Raw genomic sequence first — 19,748 nt, 5'->3', positions numbered from 1 at the left:
GTTACCAGCCGACCCTGGCCGACGAGATGGGTGTGCTCCAGGAGCGCATCACCTCGACGCGTGGTCACTCGATCACCTCGACAGGGCCGTCCCCGTCTTCGCGCCGGGAGAAGCCGGCGAGGGACCCGACGACGGCTGGACCCTGGTGCGCCCCGACGGCCACGTCGTCCTGGCCGGTGCCCGCGCCGACACGCACCGGAAGGAATTCCACGACGCGCTCACCCGGTGGTTCCCGGCCGGGTGACGCCTCGTACCCCGGCCCCGAACGACCTTTTCACCCAGGTTCACCGGACGACGCCGACCGTCCCACGGCGGCGGGACTCCGCACCGCCGCAGACCCGATCCCTGTTCACGGAGGAAAGACCATGCCCCTCATCACGCCCGACGACCACTACTTGACCCTCTTCAACGTCTTCGAGACGGAGACCCCCGAGCTCCAGGACGAGGTCCTCGAAGCCATGCGGGACATCGTCGACAACGCCGACTACCCCGGCTGGATCTCCTCGACGCTGCACGCGGGCGTGGACTCCCCGGGCACCGCCAACTTCATCCAGTGGCGCAGTGCCGCCGATCTCCAAGCCCGCTACGAGGGCCAGAAGTTCCAGCAGAAGACCGTGCCCCTCTTCCATAAACTCGCCCGCACCGTCAGGCAGTTGAAGACGGAGCTCGCGTTCACCCAGCATCACCCCGCGCTGGAGGGTCCCATCGAGTTCTCGCCCGACCGGGACGACCACACCGTGCTCATCGTGCTCGACACCCGGCCGGAGGACCAGCAAGAACTCCTCGACACCCTGGCCGTGCCCGACGAGTGGGTCAGGACGGTGCCCGGCTACCGTTCGCACACCTACTTCCGCGGCCTGGACGGCACTTTCGTCGTCAACTACGCCCAGTGGGAGAGCAAGGAGCACTACGACGCCTTCCACACGCTGCCCGAGGAGCAACGGCCCGCCGATGTCCGCGCGGGCCGCGACCGCGCCCGCGCCCTCGTCACCGGACGGCAGGCCAACACCTACCGGGTGACCCGTTCGCGCTCCGCGGCGACGGGCTGACGGCCATGGCGACGGAGCGCAGGACCGCGGCGGACACCCGGCCCGTGACCGCCGAGGCACCGGACACCGAGGCGCTGGACACCGACGTCATCGTTGTCGGCGCCGGCCCCACCGGCCTCACGCTCGCCGGCGAACTTCGCCTCGGCGGCGTACGCGTCGAGGTCCTGGAACGCCTCACCGCCCCCACCGGGCAGTCCCGGGGGCTGGGCTTCACCGCCCGGGCGATGGAGACGTTCGACCAGCGAGGGCTGCTGTCCCGGTTCGCACCGTGCGGTACGCCCGAGACCAGCCCGGTGGGCCACTTCGGCGGCGTCCGGTTCGACTACACCGTGCTGCCCGGCGCCCACTTCGGCGCCCGCGGCATACCCCAGTCCCGGACCGAGGCCGTGCTGGAGAGCTGGGCCGTCGAAGGCGGGGCCCATGTGCACCGCGGATGGGAATTCGCCGAACTGCACCGGGGCGCCGGACCCGACGACGGTTCGGTGGAGATCACCGTACGCACTCCGGAGGGCGAGCGCCGGCTGCGCGCCGCCTACCTGGTGGGCTGCGACGGCGGGCGCAGCCCGGTCCGCGAGGCGGCCGGCATCGCCTTCCCCGGTACTCCCGCCTCCCGTGTGATGTACCTGGCCGACGTCGTCGGCCGGTCGCTGCGCCCCCGGCCGCTGGGCGAACGTCTGGAGCACGGCATGGTGATGGCCGCTCCGCTGACCGACGAGGTGGACCGCATCATCGTCTGCCCGGACGGCAGCCCGCCCCGCGACGACGACGCACCCGCCGGCTTCGCCGAGGTCGCCGCCGCGTGGCGGCGACTCACCGGCGAGGACATCGCCGACGCCGACACCGAGTGGGTGAGCTCCTTCACCGACGCCACCCGCCAGGCCGCCGCATACCGCAGCGGGCGCGTACTGCTCGCGGGCGACGCCGCCCACATCCACCTGCCGGCCGGCGGCCAGGGCATGAGCACCGGCATACTCGACGCCGTCAACCTCGGCTGGAAACTGGCCGCGGTCGCGCGGGGGACGGCACCCGACTCGCTGCTCGACACGTACCACTCCGAACGCCACCCGGCCGGCGCCCGGCTGCTGACGAACACCCGTGCCCAAGGCACCGTCTTCCTCGGCGGGCGCGAGTCGGATCCACTGCGCGCCCTGTTCGCCGAACTCATCGAGTACGACGACGTCAAGCGCCATCTCGCCGGAGCGGTGAGCGGCCTCGACGTGCGCTACGACACCGGCGGAGGGCACCCACTGGCCGGCCGCCGCGTCGCACGACGGGTGCTGGCCGGGCCCGCGGGGGAGACCACCACCACCCGGCTCCTGCACTCCGCCCGCGGAGTCCTGCTCGACCTGGCCGACGACCCGGCGGTGCGCGAGGCCGCCGCTCCGTGGCACGGCCGGGTGACGGTCACCACCGCCGCCCTCAAGCCGGCCGACGGGGCGGACGACGAACTCGCTTCCGTGACGGCCCTGTTGGTACGCCCCGACGGATACGCCGCCTGGGTCTCCACCACCTCGGGGGCCCACGGGCTGTCCGAGGCGCTGCACCACTGGTTCGGCCCACCCCCGGCGGCCGTCCCGGCCGGCGCGCCCGCCCCGCAGACGAAGGACGTGTGATGGCCCTACGCCTGTTCACCTCGGAGTCGGTGACCGAGGGACACCCGGACAAGATCGCCGACCAGATCAGCGACACCGTCCTCGACGCCCTGCTGCGGGCCGATCCCACCGCCCGGGTCGCCGTGGAGACGCTGATCACCACGGGCCTGGTGCAGGTCGCGGGCGAGGTGACCACCTCCGCCTACGTCCCCATCGCCCAACTGGTGCGCGACCGCATCCTCTCCATCGGCTACGACTCCTCGCACAAGGGCTTCGACGGCGCGTCCTGCGGGGTCTCGGTGTCCATCGGCGCCCAGTCGCCCGACATCGCCCGGGGCGTGGACACCGCCTACGAGAGCAGGGTGGCCGGGCAGGAGGACGACCTCGACCGGCAGGGGGCCGGCGACCAGGGCCTGATGTTCGGCTATGCCTGCGACGAGACACCCGAACTGATGCCGCTGCCGATCCAGCTGGCCCACCGGCTGGCCCGCAGGCTCGCAGAGGTCCGCAAGGACGGGACCGTGCCCTACCTGCGGCCCGACGGCAAGACCCAGGTCACCGTCGAGTACGACGGTGACCGCCCGGTGCGCCTCGACACGGTCGTCGTCTCCTCGCAGCACGCGGGCGACGTGGACCTGGACGACCTGCTGATCCCCGACATCCGCCGCCACGTCGTCGAGCACGTGCTCGCGGAGCTGCTGGACGCCGGTTCGAAGCTGGACACCGAGAACTACCGCCTGTTGGTCAACCCCACCGGCCGGTTCGAGATCGGCGGCCCGATGGGGGACGCCGGGCTGACCGGCCGCAAGATCATCATCGACACGTACGGCGGTTACTCCCGGCACGGCGGCGGCGCGTTCTCCGGCAAGGACCCTTCCAAGGTGGACCGTTCGGCCGCCTACGCCACCCGCTGGGTGGCCAAGAACGTGGTGGCCGCCGGGCTCGCCACCCGCTGCGAGATCCAGGTGGCCTACGCCATCGGGAAGGCGGCCCCGGTCGGCCTCTTCGTCGAGACCTTCGGTACCGCCACCGTGGACCCGGCGGCCATCGAGCGGGCGATCGGCGAGGTCTTCGACCTGCGTCCCGCGGCGATCATCCGGGACCTCGACCTGCTGAGGCCGATCTACGCGCTGACCGCCGTGTACGGCCACTTCGGCCGGGAGCTGCCGGAGTTCACCTGGGAGCGGACCGACCGGGCGGCGGCGCTGCGCACGGCGGTCGCGGCGGATCGCGCGTGAACGCCCCGACCCCGTCCGCCGTCGCCCCGCCGCTTTCCGCCGGGGTGCGCCGCGTCGTCCTCGACGGCGCCGGTGTCCAGCTCTCCGCGCTGCTCGCCGAACCCGCCGCCGGCCGTGCGCGACGCGCGGTCGTGGTCGCGGTGCACGGCGGCGGGGTCACCTCCGGGTACTTCGACGGGCAGGCCCATCCGTCGCTCTCGCTGCTGACCCTCGGCGCGAGCCTCGGGTACACGGTGCTGGCGGTCGACCGCCCCGGCTACGGGGATTCCGCCGCCAGCCTGCCCGCAGGGCTGCCGCTCGCCGAGCAGGCGGTGGTGGTACGCGCCGCGCTGGCGGGATTCGCGGAGCGGCGTCCCGGCGACGCCGGACGTCTGCTGCTGCTCGCGCACTCTTTCGGCGGCAGGCTGGCCCTGCGGCTGGCCGCCGACGAGGGGCTGCCCGGACTGCGCGGAATCGACATCTCGGGCTGCGGCCATCGCAGTACGGTCGCCGCGGACGAGCTGCCGCCCCGCGCCGGTATCCGCCGGGCGGTGCGGCACTGGGGTCCCGCCCGCCTCTACCCGGTCGGCGCCTTCCGGCCCGGGCGGGTACCGGCCGCTCCGACACCGGCCGCTGAGGTCGCCGAACTCGCCTCCTGGGAAGCCGACTTCGAGGAGATCGCGCCCCGCGTCCGGGTGCCGCTGCGGTTCACCTTCGCCGCGCACGAACCCTGGTGGCGGCACACCGACGACGACCTCGCCGACCTCGCCTCGCGGTTCGTGCACGCGCCGAGGGTGCACACCGAACGGCTCCCGGAAGCCGGCCACAACATCAGCCTGGGGCTGACCGCCCGCGCCTACCACCGGGGAGCGCTGGACTTCCTGGGCGGGTGCCTCGCCGACCCGGGGTCGCCCTGAGGGCCGGCGCCCGCGACTCCCGCCCGCAAGCCCCGCACGCCCCAGAAACCCCGAGCTCCCCGCAGGCCCCGAGCCCCCGCAGGCCCCGAGCCCCCGCAGACCCCGAGCTCCCCGCAGGCCCCGAGCCCCCGCACGGGACCGCTCGGCCGAACCGATCCACACCCGCATCCCAGAAGGAGAGACCGAGTCCCCATGACCGCCACCAGCACCGCACCGCAGCACCGGACCGCCCCCGGCGCCGAACAGGGCGACGCGGAACCCGAGACCACCGCGGAGACCGTGACCGCCCTGCGCGCCGAGGTCCGCCGCCTCACCGACCGGGCCGACCTCGTGGACCTCGTCGACCGCTACGTCGCCCACCTCGACCGGGACCGCCACCGCGACGACTGGTTCGCCGACGTCTTCACCGAGGACGCCGAACTCACCTTCCCCATGGGGACGTACGAGGGATTCGACGGGCTCGCCGCGTTCCAGAAGATGGCCCGCACCACCTTCGAGCGCACGCACCACCACGCCTCCGCGCACGCCGTCACCGTGGACGGCGACCGCGCCACCGTACGGGCCCACCTGACCGCCGTCCACGTCCGCGCCGCGGGCGAACCGGGCACTCACTTCGACATCGGCGGCCACTACGAGGCAACCGCCGTGCGCACCCCCGACGGGTGGCGCGTCAACCGGTTCGTCTTCGACCTGGTGTGGAGTACCGGCCAGGGACCGCAGGGCGCTCCGGGCCACTGACCTGCGCATCTGCGGGGATCTGACGTACTGCACAAAGACCTGACACAACGTGCCTTGAATCTGCCGGTCACTCGGAACAGGCTTCATCCGGGCCTGTCGGTGCGCCCCGATCCGAAGTCCCCGGCCACCACCCCTCATCAAGGAGGCAGCTCCGCCATGCCCACAGCCAGCAACGAACCGCCCCTGCCCGCACAGGTGCTGCAGCTCCTCACGGCCGGCTGGCTCGCCCAGGCGGTGAGCGCCGCCGCCGAACTCGGCGTCGCCGACGCACTGGCCGACGGGCCCCGGCCCCTGGCCGAGATCGCCGCCGCCACCGACACGCACGCCCCCAGCCTCTACCGGCTGCTGCGGGCATGCGCCGACATCGGGCTGTTCGCCGAGAACGACGACCAGGTCTTCGAACTGACGCCCTTGGGCGACGCCCTGCGCGTCGACAGCCCCGTCAGTCTGCGGAACTTCGCGATCTGGACCGGCCTGCCCGCGGAACGTCACGCCTGGGCCGGACTCGCCGACGCCGTGCGCACCGGGCAGACCGCCTTCGCCCAGGTGCTCGGCAAGCCGGTCTGGGACTACATGCACGATCACCCCGAGGTGCTCGGCGTGTTCGACCGGGCCATGACGGAGGCGTCCCGGCAGATCATCGCGCCCGTCGTCGACGCCTACGACTTCTCGCCCTTCGGCACCGTGGTCGACGCGGGCGGCGGGCGCGGCGCCCTGCTGGCCGCCGTCCTCGCCTCGTCGCCGCACACCCGCGGCATCCTCTACGACCGCCCCGAGGTCATCGCCGGCGCCGGAGCGCCGCTGGACGACGCCGGAGTGCGGGACCGCGCGGAACTCGTGGCCGGAGACTTCTTCGCGTCGGTGCCGTCCGGCGCCGACGCGGTCGTCCTGTCCAACATCATCCACGACTGGGACGACGAGCAGTCCCGCCGCATCCTCGTCAACGCCCGCGACGCCCTCGCCGACCAAGGCCGCGTCCTGCTGGTGGAAGCGGTGCTGCCGGACCGGCCGCGCCCCTCGCCCACGGTCTCCCTGATGGACCTCGACATGCTCGTGGTGGCCGGCGGACAGCAGCGCACCGCCGACGAGTTCGCCGCCCTGCTCACCTCCGCCGGCCTCCGGCTCACCCGCGTCGTCCCCGGCGGCCACTGCAGCATCGTCGAGGCCGTGCGCGCCTGACGGCCGCCCGCCCCCGCCCCGCCCATCGAGCAACGCGCCGTGCGTCCGCACGGCCCGCACCAGGAAGAAGGTGGCCACCAGCCATGCCAGAACGGCTCGCACGCACACTGTGGTTCGGCATAGGACCGGGGATCGCAGTCGCCGACGCGCCCGAGATCGTGCGCACCGTCGAGTACGCGGACAGGGCGGGGCTCGACTTCTTCACCGTCTCCGACCACCCGTACTACGGCGACCGGCTGGAGGCTTACTCCACCCTCGCGCTGCTCCTCGGCCGCACCCGGAACATCACGGGCGTCGCCACCGTCACCAACACGCCGACCCGCCCGGTACCGCTGCTCGCCCGAGCTCTGGCAACCCTCTCCGTGCTCTCCGGCGGCCGGGTCGTCTACGGCGTCGGCGCGGGCGGCTACTGGGACGACATCGTGCGCTTCGGGGTGGACCGGCTCGGCTCCGCCGCCGCCGTACGCGCCATGGAGGAGGCCATCGGCCTCGTCCGGGCGCTGCACGGCGGCGGCGCGCCGGTCACCCTGGACGCCGAGTTCACCCGGGTCGACGCGCTGGACCCGGCGGGGGTCCCCGCGCCCTTGGTGTGGACGGGTTCGGTCGGCCCGAAGTCCCTGGCCGTGACCGGCCGGACGGCGGACGGTTGGATACCGGGAAACGCGGCCGACTGGCGCAGCGAGCGCTACCGCACCTCGCGCCCGCTGGTCGACGAGGCCGCCCGGGAGGCCGGCCGCGACCCCGCCGACATCGCGACCGTGTTCAACCTGCCCGGCCGCGTCACCGACGCCCCGCTGCCGTCGACCCGGGACGCCACCGGCCGCTGGCTCGGCGGTTCCACCGACCAGTGGACCGAGGAGCTCACGGAGGCGGTGCTCGAACACGGCGCCTCCGGATTCGTGTACTTCGCCTCGGGCGACCCCTCGGGCCGCACCGGCATCGAGCGCTGGGCCGAGGAGATCGTCCCGGCCGTCCGTGAAGCGGTCGCCAAGGGCTGACGACGGAACGAGCGGGCCGGCGGCGACGGAGCAGGAGAGGAAGAGGCGGACATGCCCGAGGCGAAAGTGACCCTGACGGTCAACGGCGTCCAGCACACCATCGACGCGGAGGCCCGGCTCACCCTGGCCGGCGCACTCCGCGACGAACTGGGTCTGACCGGAACCAAGATCGGCTGTGACCGGGGCGAGTGCGGTGCCTGCACCGTGCTCGCCGACGGGCGCCGGATCAACGCGTGCACCGCTCTCGCGGTGATGCAGGACGGGCGCGAAATCACCACGGTGGAAGGGCTGGCGGCCGAGGACGGCACCCTGCACCCGGTGCAGGAGGCGTTCGTCCGGCACGACGCCTTCCAGTGCGGCTACTGCACCCCCGGCCAGCTGCTGTCCGCCGTCGCCTGCATCGCGGAGGGCCACACCGGCAGCGACGACGAGATCCGGGAGTGGATGAGCGGCAACCTCTGCCGCTGCGCCGCCTACCCGCAGATCGTCGCCGCCGTACGCGACGCGGCGCGGCGTACCGGCGAAACGGCGGCTCCCGATGCGTGACTTCGCGTACGCCAGGGCGGCCGACGCCGATGCCGCCGTGAACCTGCTCGCCGACCGCCCGGACGCCCGGCTGATCGCCGGCGGCACCGACCTGCTGGGTCTGCTCAAGGAGGACATCGAACACCCCGGCCTGCTCGTCGACATCTCACGGACCGCTCTGACCGGCGTCTCGGCCGGCCCCGACGGGCTGGTCCTCGGCGCACTCACCCGGCTCTCCGACGCTGCCGCGCACCCCCTCGTACGGGCCGCCTGCCCCGCGCTGGCAACGGCGTTGGAGAAGTCCGCCTCGCCCCAGTTGCGCAACCTCGCCACCCTCGGCGGGAACGTGCTCCAGCGCACCCGGTGCCCGTACTTCCGTGCTGAGACCGACCTGCCCTGCAACAAGCGGACCCCCGGCTCCGGGTGCGCCGCTCTCACCGGACACCAGAGGGCCGCCGGACTCTTCGGGACGAGCGACGCCTGCGTCGCCACCCACCCCTCGGACCTCGCGGTCGCCCTGGCCGCGCTGGACGCGACCGTCCTGGTCCGGGGCGCCCGAGGGGAACGCGTACTCGGTATCGAGGCGCTGTACGCCCCCGCGGACAGCCCGCCGCACGTCGAACACCGCCTGGAGCACGCGGAGATGATCATCGAGATCCGGGTGCCCGCCACACCGCTCGCCGCTCTTTCGCGCTACCTCAAGGTCCGCGAGCGCGCGTCGTACGAGTTCGCCCTCGTCTCCGCGGCGGTCGCCGTCACCGTCGACGGGGGCACGGTGAGCGACGTCCGGATCGCGCTCGGCGGAGTGGGCCCCCGGCCCTGGCGGCTGCGCGGGGCCGAACAGGCCCTCAGGGGTGGGCCGTTGACACCCGAGTCGGTCTCCGACGCCCTCGCACCCGAATTGGGCGGCGCCCGCACCCTGCCCGGAAACGCCTTCAAGGTCCCGCTGGTCCGCAGGACCGTGGTCCGCGCCCTGACGGGAGAGAGCCCATGACCGCGCCCACCGCCGACCGGTACACCCGCACCGACGCCCGGGAGAAGCTCACCGGTGCCGCCCGCTTCGCCACCGACCGGCCGGCCTCCACCCACGCCGTCCTCGTCAACTCCACCGTGGCACGCGGCCGGATCACCCGCATCACCCTGGACCGGGACTTCACCGGCGTGCGCCTGCTCACTCACGAGAACGCCCCCCGTCTCGGCCCGCTCGACGAGGGCGGCCAGATCGCCGAGGGCAAGGTCGCCGTCTACGTCCAGCGCCTGCTGCCGCTGCAGGACGACCGGGTGCACTACGAGGGCCAGCCCGTGGCGGTGGTCCTCGCCGACCGCCTCGACCTCGCCCGGGAGGCGGCGGCCGCCGTCCGGATCGACTACGCCACCGAACCGGCCGTCACCCCGGCGGACGCGGACCCGGCCGATGCCCGGCCCGCCCGCGACTGGCTGGTGCCCTCCTCCTCGGACACCGGCGACATCGACACCGCCATCGCCGCCGCCGACCTCGTGCTCACCCGCGACTTCACCACCGCCGCCCGCCACCACAGCCCCATCGAACCCGCCGCGACGGTCGCCTCCTGGGACGGCTCCGCCCTCACCCTGCACGACGCCACCCAGTCGCTGTTCGCCGTCCGTGCCACCGTCGCCGCCGTGCTCGGACTTCCCGAGGACGCCGTGCGCGTCGTCGCCGAACACGTAGGCGGCGGCTTCGGCGCCAAGGGGTACGTCTGGCCGCACGTCCTGATCGCCGCCGTCGCCGCCCGCCTGGTCGGCGGCACCGTCTCGCTGGCCCTCACCCGCGCCCAGAGCTTCACCGCGCACGGCTACCAGCCCGGGACCCGCCAGCACGTGCTGCTCGCCGCGCGCGCCGACGGCACCCTCACCGCCGTACGCCACCACTCGGTCAACACCACCGCCCGCTACGCCGAATACCCCGAGTTCTCCACCGTCGGCACCCGCACCCTGTACGCCGCCGACGCCATCGAGACCCGGACCTCGGTGCTGCCCGCCGACCTGAACCTGCCCACCCCGATGCGCGCCCCGCACGAGGGGACCGGCATGTTCGCCCTGGAATCGGCGATGGACGAACTCGCCTACGCCCTCGACATCGACCCGCTGGAACTGCGGCTGCGCAACTACGCGGAGCAGGACCCCACCGAGAAGCGTCCCTTCTCCTCCAAGGAACTGCGCGCCTGCTACGAGGAGGGCGCCCGGCGCTTCGGCTGGCAGAGCCGTCCGATGCGGCCGCGCAGCCTCCGCGACGGCGACGAACTGGTGGGGCAGGGCATGGCCAGCGTGATCCTCCACTCGGTCCGGCTGCCCGCGACCGCCCGCATCTCGATGGACCCCGACGGTCGCGTCACCCTGTCGGCAGGCACCCAGGAGATCGGCGGCGGCACCCGGACGATCATGCCGCAGATCGCTGCCGAGACGCTCGGTATCGACCGCGATCTGGTCACCTTCAAGATGGGCGACACCGCCCTGCCGGCCAACCTCTACTCGGTCGGGTCCTCCACCGCCAACAGCCTCGGCTCCGCCGTCCGGGCCGCCGCCCTGGCCCTGCTGGAGCGGCTCGGCGGCGACGTCCGGCCCCCCGCCGAGACCGTCACCGTCACCGAGACCTGGCTGCCGCGCCCGTCCGACCACTCCGTGCACAGCTTCGGCGCCGTCTACGTCGAGGTCGGGGTCGACGCCGACCTCGGCACCACTCGGGTGCGACGGCTGACCGGCGTCTACAGCGCCGGCCGGGTCATCAACCCGCTCACGGCCCACAGCCAGCTCACGGGCGGCGCGGTGTGGGGGATCGGACAGGCCCTCCTGGAGGAGTCCGCCGTCGACCCGGTCCTCGGCCGGTTCGTCCACAAGAACTTCGCCGGCTACCTCCTCCCCGTGAACGCCGACATCCCCGACCTCGACGTCTCCTTCGTCGACGAGTACGACCCGCACGCCGGGGCGCTCGGCGGACGCGGCATCGGCGAACTCGCCCCCATCGGGGTGGGCGCCGCCGTGGCGAACGCCGTCCACCACGCCACCGGACTGCGCCTGCGCGACCTGCCGCTGCGCACCGTCGAGGCCCTCACCGCCGGCTGAATCGCCGCGCCCCGGGCCGGCCCCCGACCCACCCGCGTTCGCCCCACCCGAACCTCCCGCCCCACCCGAAGCTCCCGCCCCACCCGAAGCTCCCGCCCCACGCGAACCTCCCGCCTCACGCACCCCCGGCTCACCCACCTCACCCGAACCCCCCGCACGTCCGCACCACCCGCACCCCGCACCTCAGAGAGGTACCGCGATGTCCCCAAGAACCTCCGGGCCGAACCACCGCCCACGGCTCCGCCTCGCTCTCGCGCTGCTGGCCGTCACCCTCCCCGTCGCCGCCTGCTCCGGCGGCGGCACGGAGAACACCGGCGCGAGCGGCGACACGCCCCGCGACGGCGGCACCCTGCTCATCGGCTCCGAGGCGGACCCCTCCTGCCTGGACCCGCAGCAGACCGGCCAGATAGCGGCCCTGGACATCTCACGCTCCGTCGTCGACACCCTCACCGACCAGGACCCGAAGACCGGGCGCATCGTCCCCTGGCTCGCCAAGTCCTTCGAGACCAGCGCGGACGGCAGCGCCTTCGCCTTCGTGCTGCGCGAGGGCGCCACCTTCAGCGACGGCAAACCCGTCGACGCCGCCGCGGTCAAGGCCACGTTCGACAACCTGGTGAAACTTCCCGCCAACGGTGCGCCCAGCTATCTGCGTGGCTACGAGGGGACCACCGTGGACGGGGCCCAGCGGCTGACGGTGAAGTTCGAGACGCCCAACGCCCAGTTCCTCCAGGCGACCTCGACCACCGGGCTCGGCATCCTGTCGCCCGCCACCTTCTCCGCCTCCGCCGCCGAACGCTGCCGCGGCTCGTTCATCGGCTCCGGCCCGTACGTCCTCGACCACTACACCGCCAATCAGGAAGCCGTGCTGAAGAAGCGCGCGGACTACGCCTGGCCCTCGTCCCTGGCCACCACCAAGGGCGCCGCCCACCTCGACAGCGTGACCTTCTCGTTCATCCCCGAGAGCGGGGCGCGCTCAGGCGCCCTCGGCTCCGGGCAGGTCCAGATCGCCAAGGCCTTGCAGCCCACCGACGAGGTCCGCTTCAAGGGCGACGGCTTCCGGGTCCTCTCCTCGCCCGCCCCCGGCGTCGTGCCCCCGCTCTCCCTCAACCACAAGGGAATCCTGGCCGACCAGAAGGTGCGCCAGGCGCTGCTCGTCGGCGTCGACCGGCAGGAACTGGTGCAGACCGTCTTCAGCTCCGCGTACAAGCCCGCCACCAGTGTGCTGTCCTCGGCCACACCGTTCTACAAGAGCGCGGGTGACAAGCTCCGGTACGACCCCGAGGGAGCCGGAGCCCTGCTCGACGAAGCCGGCTGGAAGAAGGGCACCGACGGCATCCGGGCCAAGAACGGCAAGCCGCTCAGCCTCACCTGGCTGATCCCCGCGCCCATGCCGCCCGCCGACGAGGCGGTCCAGGCACAGCTGCGCAAGATCGGCGTCGACGTGAAGCTCAAGGCGGTCCCGCCGGCCGCGTACGTCGAGCAGCAGGGCAAGGGCCAGTTCGACCTCACGGCCGTCGGCGTCAGCCGGGCCGACCCGGACGTGCTGCGCAATCTCTTCTACAGCAAGGGCTCCAACCTCTGGCACCTGCCGCCGAGCGAACTCGACGGCTTCCTGGAGAAGCAGGCCGCGGCCACCGACGAGAAGAGCCGGCAGGCAGCCGTGACCTCCGCCGTCGACTGGCTCCTCGATCACGCCGACACGGTCCCCCTGTACGAGGGCGCCCAGGTCCACGGCGTGTCCGACAAGGTCGGCGGCCTCGAACTCGACGCCTCCAACCGGCTCGACCTGCACGACGCCTGGCTCGGCTGAGGGGAGGGAAACCAGTGACCACGGCCCTGTACGCGGCCACCCGGGCGTCGCGCGCGCTGTTCGTCGTCTGGGCCGCGTTCACCCTCACCTTCGTCGCGCTGCGGCTGCTGCCCGGCGACCCCGTCGCGCTGATGCTCAGCGGTCGCGGCGGCTTCGAGGAACTGACGCCCCAGCAGATCGCCGAGGCCCGGGCGGAGCTCGGCTTCGACCGCCCGCTGCTCACCCAGTACGGCTCCGCACTCGTCGACGCGCTGCACGGGGACTTCGGTGCCTCGCTCCAGACCGGTCAGCCGGTCTCGCGGATGATTGCCGACGCGATGCCGCCGACCCTCCGGGTGGGCCTCCTCGCCCTCGGTCTCGCGCTGGTCCTCGGCACCCTGCTCGGCGTGTCCGCGAACCTCACCCGGAGTTCGACGCTGCGGCAGTTCCTGCGCTCCGTGCCGTCGCTCGCCGCCTCCCTGCCGTCCTTCTGGGTGGGGCTCCTCCTCATCCAACTGTTCTCCTTCCAGTGGCATGTACTGCCCTCCCTCGGCGACACAGGTGCCGAGAGCCTGGTCCTGCCGACCTGCACCCTGGCGATCCCGGGGGCCGCGCTGGTGGCCCAGGTCCTGGGCAAGAGCCTGCACACCACCCTCCAGGAGCCGTACGCCGACACGGTCCGCTCCACCGGAGCGGGCCGGGTCCGGCTGCTGTTCGGCCACGGGCTGCGCAACGCGGCCATCCCCGCCGTCACCGTCGTCGGCCTCCTGGTCGGCTATCTGATCGGCGGTGCGGTCATCGTGGAGACCGTCTTCTCCCGGCCCGGCATGGGCCGCATCACCCAGTCGGCCGTCGCCACCCAGGACCTGCCGGTGGTGCAGGGCGTGGTGGTCGTCGCCGCCGTGGCGTTCGCCGTGGTGAACCTGCTGATCGACCTGGTCTACCCGGTGCTCGACCCGCGCATCCGCTCGACCGGACGGCTGGTGGCGGCATGACGCGTACCGCCCCCGCCGCGGCCCCGCCCCTGTCCGGCGCGCCGGAGCCGGCGGACCGCGAGGACGGCACGAAGCCCACGTCGGGTCGGCCCGGCCGGCTGAGGCGAGCCCTGTCGCTGCCCCTGAGGTCGCCCGGCGTCACCCTGTCCGTGCTGGTCCTGCTGCTGGTGCTCGGCTGGGCCGTCGCGCCCGAGTGGTTCACCGGCCGCAACCCGCTGATCGGCGTACCGGCCGAGCAGTTCCGGGCTCCCAGCGCGGAACACCCCTTCGGGACGGACCAGTTGGGACGCGATGTGTACGCCCGAGTGGTGCACGGGGCCTCCCTCTCGCTGCGTGCCACGGTCGCCGCCCTCGCGATCGCCCTGGCCGGCGGAGTCGTGCTCGGCCTGATCGCCGGCTTCTTCGGCCGCTGGGCCGACTCCGTCATCATGCGGCTCGTCGAAGTCATGCTGTCGGTGCCGCCGGTGCTGCTCTCCCTCACCGTCATCACCGCCCTCGGATTCGGCACCGCCCAGGTCGCCTTCGCCATCGGCGTCACCAGCGTCGCGGCCTTCACCCGGCTCATGCGTGCCGAGGTGCTGCGGGTGCGGACCGCCCCGTACGTCGAGGCGGCGATCCTCTGCGGGGCGCGCTGGTGGCGGATTCTGCCGCGATACGTCCTGCCCGCCGCCATCGGCCCCGTACTCGCCCTGGCCGCACTCGACTTCGGTCTCGTCGTCCTCGCCATCGCCGGACTCAGCTTCCTCGGCTACGGGGAGCCCCCGCCCGCACCCGAATGGGGCTCGCTGGTCGCCGACGGACGCAACTACCTCGCCACCGCCTGGTGGCTCACCACCCTGCCCAGCCTCACCGTGACCGCCGTCGTGCTCGCGGCCAACCGGCTCTCGCGGGTCCTGGAAGCCGAAAGAGGACACCGATGAACGCCCCGCGCACCCCGACGGACAGCCCGCACCGGGAGACCCCGCCGGACCCGGCGGCCACCGAACCCGCCGATCCCCCCTTGCTCGTCGTCGAGGGACTGCGCGTCACCTACGGCACCGGTGCGGGCCGCCGGGTCGCCGTCGACGGACTCCACCTCACCGCGGCGGCCGGACAGATCACCGCCGTGGTGGGCGAGTCCGGATCCGGCAAGAGCAGTACCGCCCACGCCCTCGTCGGACTGCTGCCGGCCAAGGGAGCCGTCGAGGCCGGATCGATCCGGCTCCTCGGCGACGAACTCACCGGGCTCGGCGAACGCGCCTGGCGGGACGTCCGGGGCCGACGCGTCGGCCTCGTCCCGCAGGACCCCGGTGTCTCCCTCGACCCCGTCAAACCCGTCGGCCGCCAAGTAGCCGAAGTGCTGCTGGTGCACGGGCTGGCGACCCGCCGGGAAGCGGGAGGCCGCGCCGTCGACCTGCTCGCCGGGGCCGGGCTGCCCGACCCCGCGCTGCGCGCCCGCCAGTACCCGCACGAACTCTCCGGCGGCATGCGGCAGCGCGTTCTGATCGCCATGGCCACCGCCGCCCGCCCCCGCCTCCTGGTGGCCGACGAACCCACCTCCGCGCTGGACGTCACGGTGCAGCGGCAGATCCTCGACCACCTGCAGGAGGTCGTCACCACCACCGGCACCGCGATGCTCCTGATCACCCACGACCTGGCGGTGGTCGCGGACCGCGCCCAGCACGTCGTGGTGATGTCACGGGCCCGTGTGGTCGAGGCGGGCCCCACCGAACAGGTGCTCACCGACCCCCGCGACCCCTACACCCGACGGTTGCTGGCCGACGTCCCCACGGTGGCGGCCCGGCGCCCCGGCCGGCCCCGGCCGGCGGACCGCGGAGAACGGCCTCGCACCGGCGAGGTACCGCCGCCCGGACCGCTGCTCCGGGTCACCGGGCTGACCCGCTCCTTCCCCGTCCGCGGGGCCGGAATCGCCCGTCGCCGCACGCGGACCGCCGTGGACGGGGTCAGTCTCGACCTCGCCCGTGGCGAAACCCTCGGACTCGTCGGGGAGTCCGGCTCCGGCAAGTCCACCACGGCCCGCATGATCCTCGGCCTGGAGAGCGCCGACAGCGGCAGCGTGCTGCTGGACGGCCGGGACATCACCGGACTGAGGGGCTCCGCCCGGCGCGCGGTGCACCGCCGGATGCAGCTCATCTACCAGAATCCGTACGCCTCGCTGAATCCGCGCTTCACCGTGGGCGAGATCCTCACCGAACCGCTGCGCAACCACGGGGTCGGGGACCGGGCCCAGCGGGCCACGACCGTACGCCGGCTGCTGGACGACGTGGCCCTGGCGCCGGGGACCGAGGACCGCAAGGCGGCCGAACTCTCCGGCGGACAGCGGCAGCGTGTCGCCATCGCCCGCGCACTGGCGCTCGGCCCCTCACTCCTGGTCTGCGACGAGCCCGTCTCCGCGCTCGACGTCACCGTCCAGGCCCGCATCCTCGAACTCCTCGCCGGCCTCCAGGAGCGGCACGGCCTCAGCTACCTCTTCATCTCCCACGACCTCGCGGTGGTCGCGCAGGTCAGCGACCGGATCGCCGTCATGCGGCACGGCCGGATCGTGGAGAGCGGCCCCGCCGAGCAGGTCCTGCGGGCGCCCACCCACCCCTACACCGAAGAACTGCTGGCCGCCGTCCCCGGCGACCGGCGCACCCACGGCACGACGGAGGACCTCACATGGAGCTAGGGCTCATCACGTTCGGCAGCCTTCTCCCCGACCCGCTCACCGGCGAGACGCTCACCCAACGACAGCGACTGCGCGACGTGGTCCGGGCCGCCGCGGAGGCGGAGCAGGCCGGCTTCGCCTGGTACACCATCGGCGAACACCACTTCGGGGAACGCGATGTGATCCCTTCCCCCGCACTGGTCCTGGCGGCCATCGCCGAACACACCTCGACCATCCGGCTCGCCACCGGCACCACCCTGGTCGCCAACCGCGACCCGGTCCTCGTCGCCGAGGACTACGCCCTGGTCGACCTGCTCTCCGACGGCCGCCTCGAACTGATGGCGGGGGGCTCCTTCTTCCCCGACCCGTACGCCGTCTTCGGCCAGGACCCGGCCACTAAGGCCGCGCGCAAACGCGAGAACACCGAACTGCTGCTGCGCCTGTGGTCGGAGGAGAAGGTCACCTGGCAGGGGGAGTTCCGCCCGCCGCTGACGGACGTGACCGTGCAGCCGAGGCCCGTGCAGGAGCGCGCCCCGCTGTGGATCAGCGGTGGCATCGGCCTCGACTCGGTCCACCTCGCCGTCGACCACGCCCTCCCCCTGGTGGTCGGTACCACCGCCCGTGAACCCGGCCTGTTCGCCCCGGTCTTCGACGCCTACCGGAACCTGTGGCGCGAGCGCGGGAACGCCGGTCCGCCCGGGCGGCTCGGCGCCGCCAGCCATGTGTTCGTCGCCGAGTCCTCCCAGCGCGCCCGGACCGTCTGGCAGCAGTACATGAACAACTACCTCACCGTGAGGAAGCCCGGCACCACCCACCACACCACTCCGCCCGACTTCGACACCTACATCGGCGACCAGGGACCGGCGATCTGCGGCAGCCCCGCCGAGGTCGTCGACAAACTCGGCAGGCTGCACGAGCTGTGGGGCCACGACCTGCACCTGCTCGCCATCGACGTGGGCGGCATCCCGTACGCCGAGGTCCGGGCCGCCACCGAACTGACGGCGTCCCAGGTGCTGCCGCAGGTCGCCGGGCTCGGCAATGGGGCGGTGACCACCGGTGCTTGACGCCGACATCCGCGAACTGGCCGCCGCCCGCACCCTCGGGGCGTTCACCACCCTGATGCCCGACGGCACCCCCCAGACCAGCCTGGTCTGGCCGCACGCCGACGACGAACACGTTCTCGTCGGTACCAACGACTCCCGCCAGAAGTACCGCAACGTGGTGGCCGATCCGCGGGTGAACATCCTGCTGATGGACTCGGTCAACAGCCGCAGGTACATCGAGATCCGCGGCCGGGTCGTGGCCGTCGAGCCGGGCGAGGCCGCCCTCGCCCTGGCCCGCACCACCTTCACCAAGTGGACCGGCAGCGACCGGCTCAGGGACGCCGAGGGGGAGCGGGTCCTCCTGAGGATCGTCCCCGACCGCGTCCACCGCAAGGAATGACCGACCGGGGCCGGTCCCGGACAGCACAGCCCGGGACCGGCCCCGCGCCCGCCCTTACGTCCCGCGTCACCGGAAGGACCCGCCGTGCCCGAACCCGTACGCCCACCGGCCCCCGCGCCCGCCCCCGCTTCCACTCTCCCGCCCGTGGTCGACGCGGCCTGGGTACGCGAGCGCCTCGGCGCGCTCGTACTCGCCGACGTGCGCTGGTTCCTCGACGGCCGCAGCGGCCGGGACGCCTACCGGGCCGGACATCTGCCCGGAGCCGTCTGGGTCGACGTCGACACCGTGCTCTCCGCGCCGGCCGACGAGGTGGAAGGCCGCCACCCGCTGCCGGACCCCGAGGAATTCGCCCGCGCCCTCGGCGCGCTCTCCGTAGGAGACGGCACCACCGTGGTGGCCTACGACGCCGACGGCGGCGCGTACGCCGCCCGGCTGGTCTGGCTGCTGCGGAGCACCGGGCGGCCCGCCGCCCTGCTCGACGGCGGACTCGCCGCCTGGGAGGGGGAGCGGGAGACCGGAGACGTGACCCCGGTACCGGCCGTGCTCACCCCCGTCGACTGGCCCCGGAAGCTGCTGCGCACCGCCGACGAGGTCGCCTCCGGCGAGGCCGTGGTCCTGGACGCCCGCGCCGCCGACCGGTACTCCGGCGCCGTCGTACTCCCCTCCGACAAGGCGTCGGGGCACGTCCCCGGGGCCCGCAGCGCCCCCTGGGCCGGCAACCTGGCCCCGGACGGCTCCTTCCACACCCCCGAGCGGCTGCGCGAGCGGTTCCGGGCGCTCGGCGTGGAAGAAGGGACCGGGGTCGTCGTCTACTGCGGCAGCGGCGTCACCGCCTGCCACGACCTGCTCGCCCTGGAACGCGCGGGCGTCACCGGAGCGGCCCTCTACCCGGGCTCCTGGTCCGCCTGGTCGGCGGACCCGTCCCGCCCGGTGGCGACGGGACAGGACCCCGGGTGAGTGCGCGGGCACAGCGGAGCGGCCCGTGTGCACGGGCCGCTCCGGCCGGCTCACCAGCCGGTGCCGAACCGTGCCATCGGCTCGATCAACTCCGCTTCCTCGTAAGCGAGATGGGACAGCAGCACGTCGGTGAGCAGGTCCACCGCGGCTGCCAGCCCATCCCGACCGCCTTCGCCCCGGACGAAGGCGACCAGCTCCCGGTCGAGCCGGTCGATCACCTCCTGTATGGCGTGGTGCTCCTCGGTGAGCCGGTCGAGGACCGGGCCGAGGCCCGGCTCGGAGCGACGCAGGTGGGGAAAGAGGTCCTGGTCCTCACGCGTGTGGTGCAGGGTGGTCACCCGGCAGTACGACGCGCAGTAGGCGCCCAGCGTCCAGTTGTTCTGACGCAGGCTCAGCTTCTGGATCTCCGAGCGGGCCGCGCCGGGCTCCAGGGTCTCCGCCAGCACCTCCCGGGCCACCTCGCGGAGCCGGTCCAGGTCGGCCCGGAGACTGTCGTGCGCCGCCACGAGGTTGCGCGCGGGCGCCGCCTTGTCGAGGCGCCCCTTCACCACGTAGAACCGGCGCCGCACCTCGTCCTCGGTGTTGTCCATGCCGACGGCGGCGGCGTGCACACCGAGGCTG

The 19,748-nt window shown here is 73.3% G+C and carries 18 protein-coding genes and 1 pseudogene; 18 read left to right on the top strand and 1 reads right to left on the bottom strand.

The annotated features are described in order from the left end of the window. Positions 1-109 precede the first annotated feature (109 nt). The 18 genes and pseudogenes from ACWD3D_RS17635 to ACWD3D_RS17550 form a co-directional block, all read left to right on the top strand. Positions 110-244: pseudogene (locus ACWD3D_RS17635) on the top strand (aromatic-ring hydroxylase C-terminal domain-containing protein); the annotation flags it as partial. A 121-nt stretch (positions 245-365) separates the two neighbouring features. Then, positions 366-1,049 (top strand): antibiotic biosynthesis monooxygenase family protein, encoded by a 684-nt coding sequence (locus ACWD3D_RS17630; RefSeq protein ID WP_451461753.1) that lies wholly within the window; start codon positions 366-368, stop codon positions 1,047-1,049. Between the two features lie 74 nt (positions 1,050-1,123). Continuing rightward, positions 1,124-2,662, top strand: a complete 1,539-nt coding sequence (locus ACWD3D_RS17625; protein WP_451461752.1) for an FAD-dependent monooxygenase — start codon at positions 1,124-1,126, stop codon at positions 2,660-2,662. Then, positions 2,662-3,879 carry a methionine adenosyltransferase gene (gene metK, locus ACWD3D_RS17620; protein ID WP_451461750.1) on the top strand — a complete coding sequence of 406 codons (1,218 nt, stop codon included), beginning with the start codon at positions 2,662-2,664 and terminating at the stop codon, positions 3,877-3,879. Before ACWD3D_RS17625 ends, metK begins: the two co-directional genes overlap by 1 nt. Next, positions 3,876-4,775 carry an alpha/beta fold hydrolase gene (locus tag ACWD3D_RS17615; RefSeq protein WP_451461749.1) on the top strand — a complete coding sequence of 300 codons (900 nt, stop codon included), beginning with the start codon at positions 3,876-3,878 and terminating at the stop codon, positions 4,773-4,775. The genes metK and ACWD3D_RS17615 overlap by 4 nt, the downstream gene beginning before the upstream one ends. 192 nt (positions 4,776-4,967) lie before the next feature. After that, positions 4,968-5,513 carry a nuclear transport factor 2 family protein gene (locus ACWD3D_RS17610; protein WP_451461748.1) on the top strand — a complete coding sequence of 182 codons (546 nt, stop codon included), beginning with the start codon at positions 4,968-4,970 and terminating at the stop codon, positions 5,511-5,513. 156 nt (positions 5,514-5,669) lie between these two features. Further along, a complete protein-coding gene (locus ACWD3D_RS17605) occupies positions 5,670-6,692 on the top strand; it encodes a methyltransferase (RefSeq protein ID WP_451461747.1) in 1,023 nt (340 codons plus the stop codon). Between the two features lie 83 nt (positions 6,693-6,775). After that, the gene (locus ACWD3D_RS17600; RefSeq protein WP_451461746.1) at positions 6,776-7,690 is read left to right on the top strand and encodes an LLM class flavin-dependent oxidoreductase; all 915 of its coding nucleotides are present in this window, start codon (positions 6,776-6,778) and stop codon (positions 7,688-7,690) included. A gap of 51 nt (positions 7,691-7,741) precedes the next feature. Continuing rightward, a complete protein-coding gene (locus tag ACWD3D_RS17595) occupies positions 7,742-8,236 on the top strand; it encodes a (2Fe-2S)-binding protein (protein WP_451461745.1) in 495 nt (164 codons plus the stop codon). Beyond that, positions 8,229-9,209: an FAD binding domain-containing protein gene (locus ACWD3D_RS17590; RefSeq protein WP_451461744.1), complete on the top strand. Its 981-nt coding sequence runs from the start codon at positions 8,229-8,231 to the stop codon at positions 9,207-9,209. The genes ACWD3D_RS17595 and ACWD3D_RS17590 overlap by 8 nt, the downstream gene beginning before the upstream one ends. Continuing rightward, positions 9,206-11,296 carry a xanthine dehydrogenase family protein molybdopterin-binding subunit gene (locus ACWD3D_RS17585; RefSeq protein WP_451461743.1) on the top strand — a complete coding sequence of 697 codons (2,091 nt, stop codon included), beginning with the start codon at positions 9,206-9,208 and terminating at the stop codon, positions 11,294-11,296. The genes ACWD3D_RS17590 and ACWD3D_RS17585 overlap by 4 nt, the downstream gene beginning before the upstream one ends. A 199-nt stretch (positions 11,297-11,495) precedes the next feature. Further along, complete coding sequence (locus ACWD3D_RS17580) at positions 11,496-13,106, top strand: ABC transporter substrate-binding protein (protein WP_451461742.1); 1,611 nt, start codon at positions 11,496-11,498, stop codon at positions 13,104-13,106. Positions 13,107-13,120: 14 nt separating this feature from the next. After that, the gene (locus ACWD3D_RS17575; protein WP_451461741.1) at positions 13,121-14,080 is read left to right on the top strand and encodes an ABC transporter permease; all 960 of its coding nucleotides are present in this window, start codon (positions 13,121-13,123) and stop codon (positions 14,078-14,080) included. Continuing rightward, positions 14,077-15,000 carry an ABC transporter permease gene (locus tag ACWD3D_RS17570; protein WP_451461740.1) on the top strand — a complete coding sequence of 308 codons (924 nt, stop codon included), beginning with the start codon at positions 14,077-14,079 and terminating at the stop codon, positions 14,998-15,000. Before ACWD3D_RS17575 ends, ACWD3D_RS17570 begins: the two co-directional genes overlap by 4 nt. After that, on the top strand, positions 14,997-16,748 hold the full coding sequence (locus ACWD3D_RS17565; RefSeq protein ID WP_451461739.1) for a dipeptide ABC transporter ATP-binding protein: 1,752 nt from the start codon (positions 14,997-14,999) through the stop codon (positions 16,746-16,748). The genes ACWD3D_RS17570 and ACWD3D_RS17565 overlap by 4 nt, the downstream gene beginning before the upstream one ends. Continuing rightward, positions 16,739-17,791 carry an LLM class flavin-dependent oxidoreductase gene (locus ACWD3D_RS17560; RefSeq protein WP_451461738.1) on the top strand — a complete coding sequence of 351 codons (1,053 nt, stop codon included), beginning with the start codon at positions 16,739-16,741 and terminating at the stop codon, positions 17,789-17,791. Before ACWD3D_RS17565 ends, ACWD3D_RS17560 begins: the two co-directional genes overlap by 10 nt. Beyond that, positions 17,784-18,170, top strand: a complete 387-nt coding sequence (locus tag ACWD3D_RS17555) for a TIGR03618 family F420-dependent PPOX class oxidoreductase (RefSeq protein ID WP_451461737.1) — start codon at positions 17,784-17,786, stop codon at positions 18,168-18,170. The genes ACWD3D_RS17560 and ACWD3D_RS17555 overlap by 8 nt, the downstream gene beginning before the upstream one ends. Before the next feature lie 84 nt (positions 18,171-18,254). Beyond that, entirely contained in the window at positions 18,255-19,127 is an 873-nt protein-coding gene (locus tag ACWD3D_RS17550) for a sulfurtransferase (protein ID WP_451461736.1), read from the top strand. A gap of 50 nt (positions 19,128-19,177) precedes the next feature. Here ACWD3D_RS17550 and ACWD3D_RS17545 read toward each other — a convergent pair whose 3' ends face one another. Continuing rightward, entirely contained in the window at positions 19,178-19,585 is a 408-nt protein-coding gene (locus ACWD3D_RS17545) for a hemerythrin domain-containing protein (protein WP_451461751.1), read from the bottom strand. Between the last annotated feature and the right edge of the window lie 163 nt (positions 19,586-19,748).

The sequence above is a fragment of the Streptomyces sp. NPDC002690 genome (assembly GCF_053592415.1).
The sequence above is the reverse complement of the archived record's forward strand: the minus strand, read 5'-3'. Positions and strand labels throughout refer to the sequence as shown.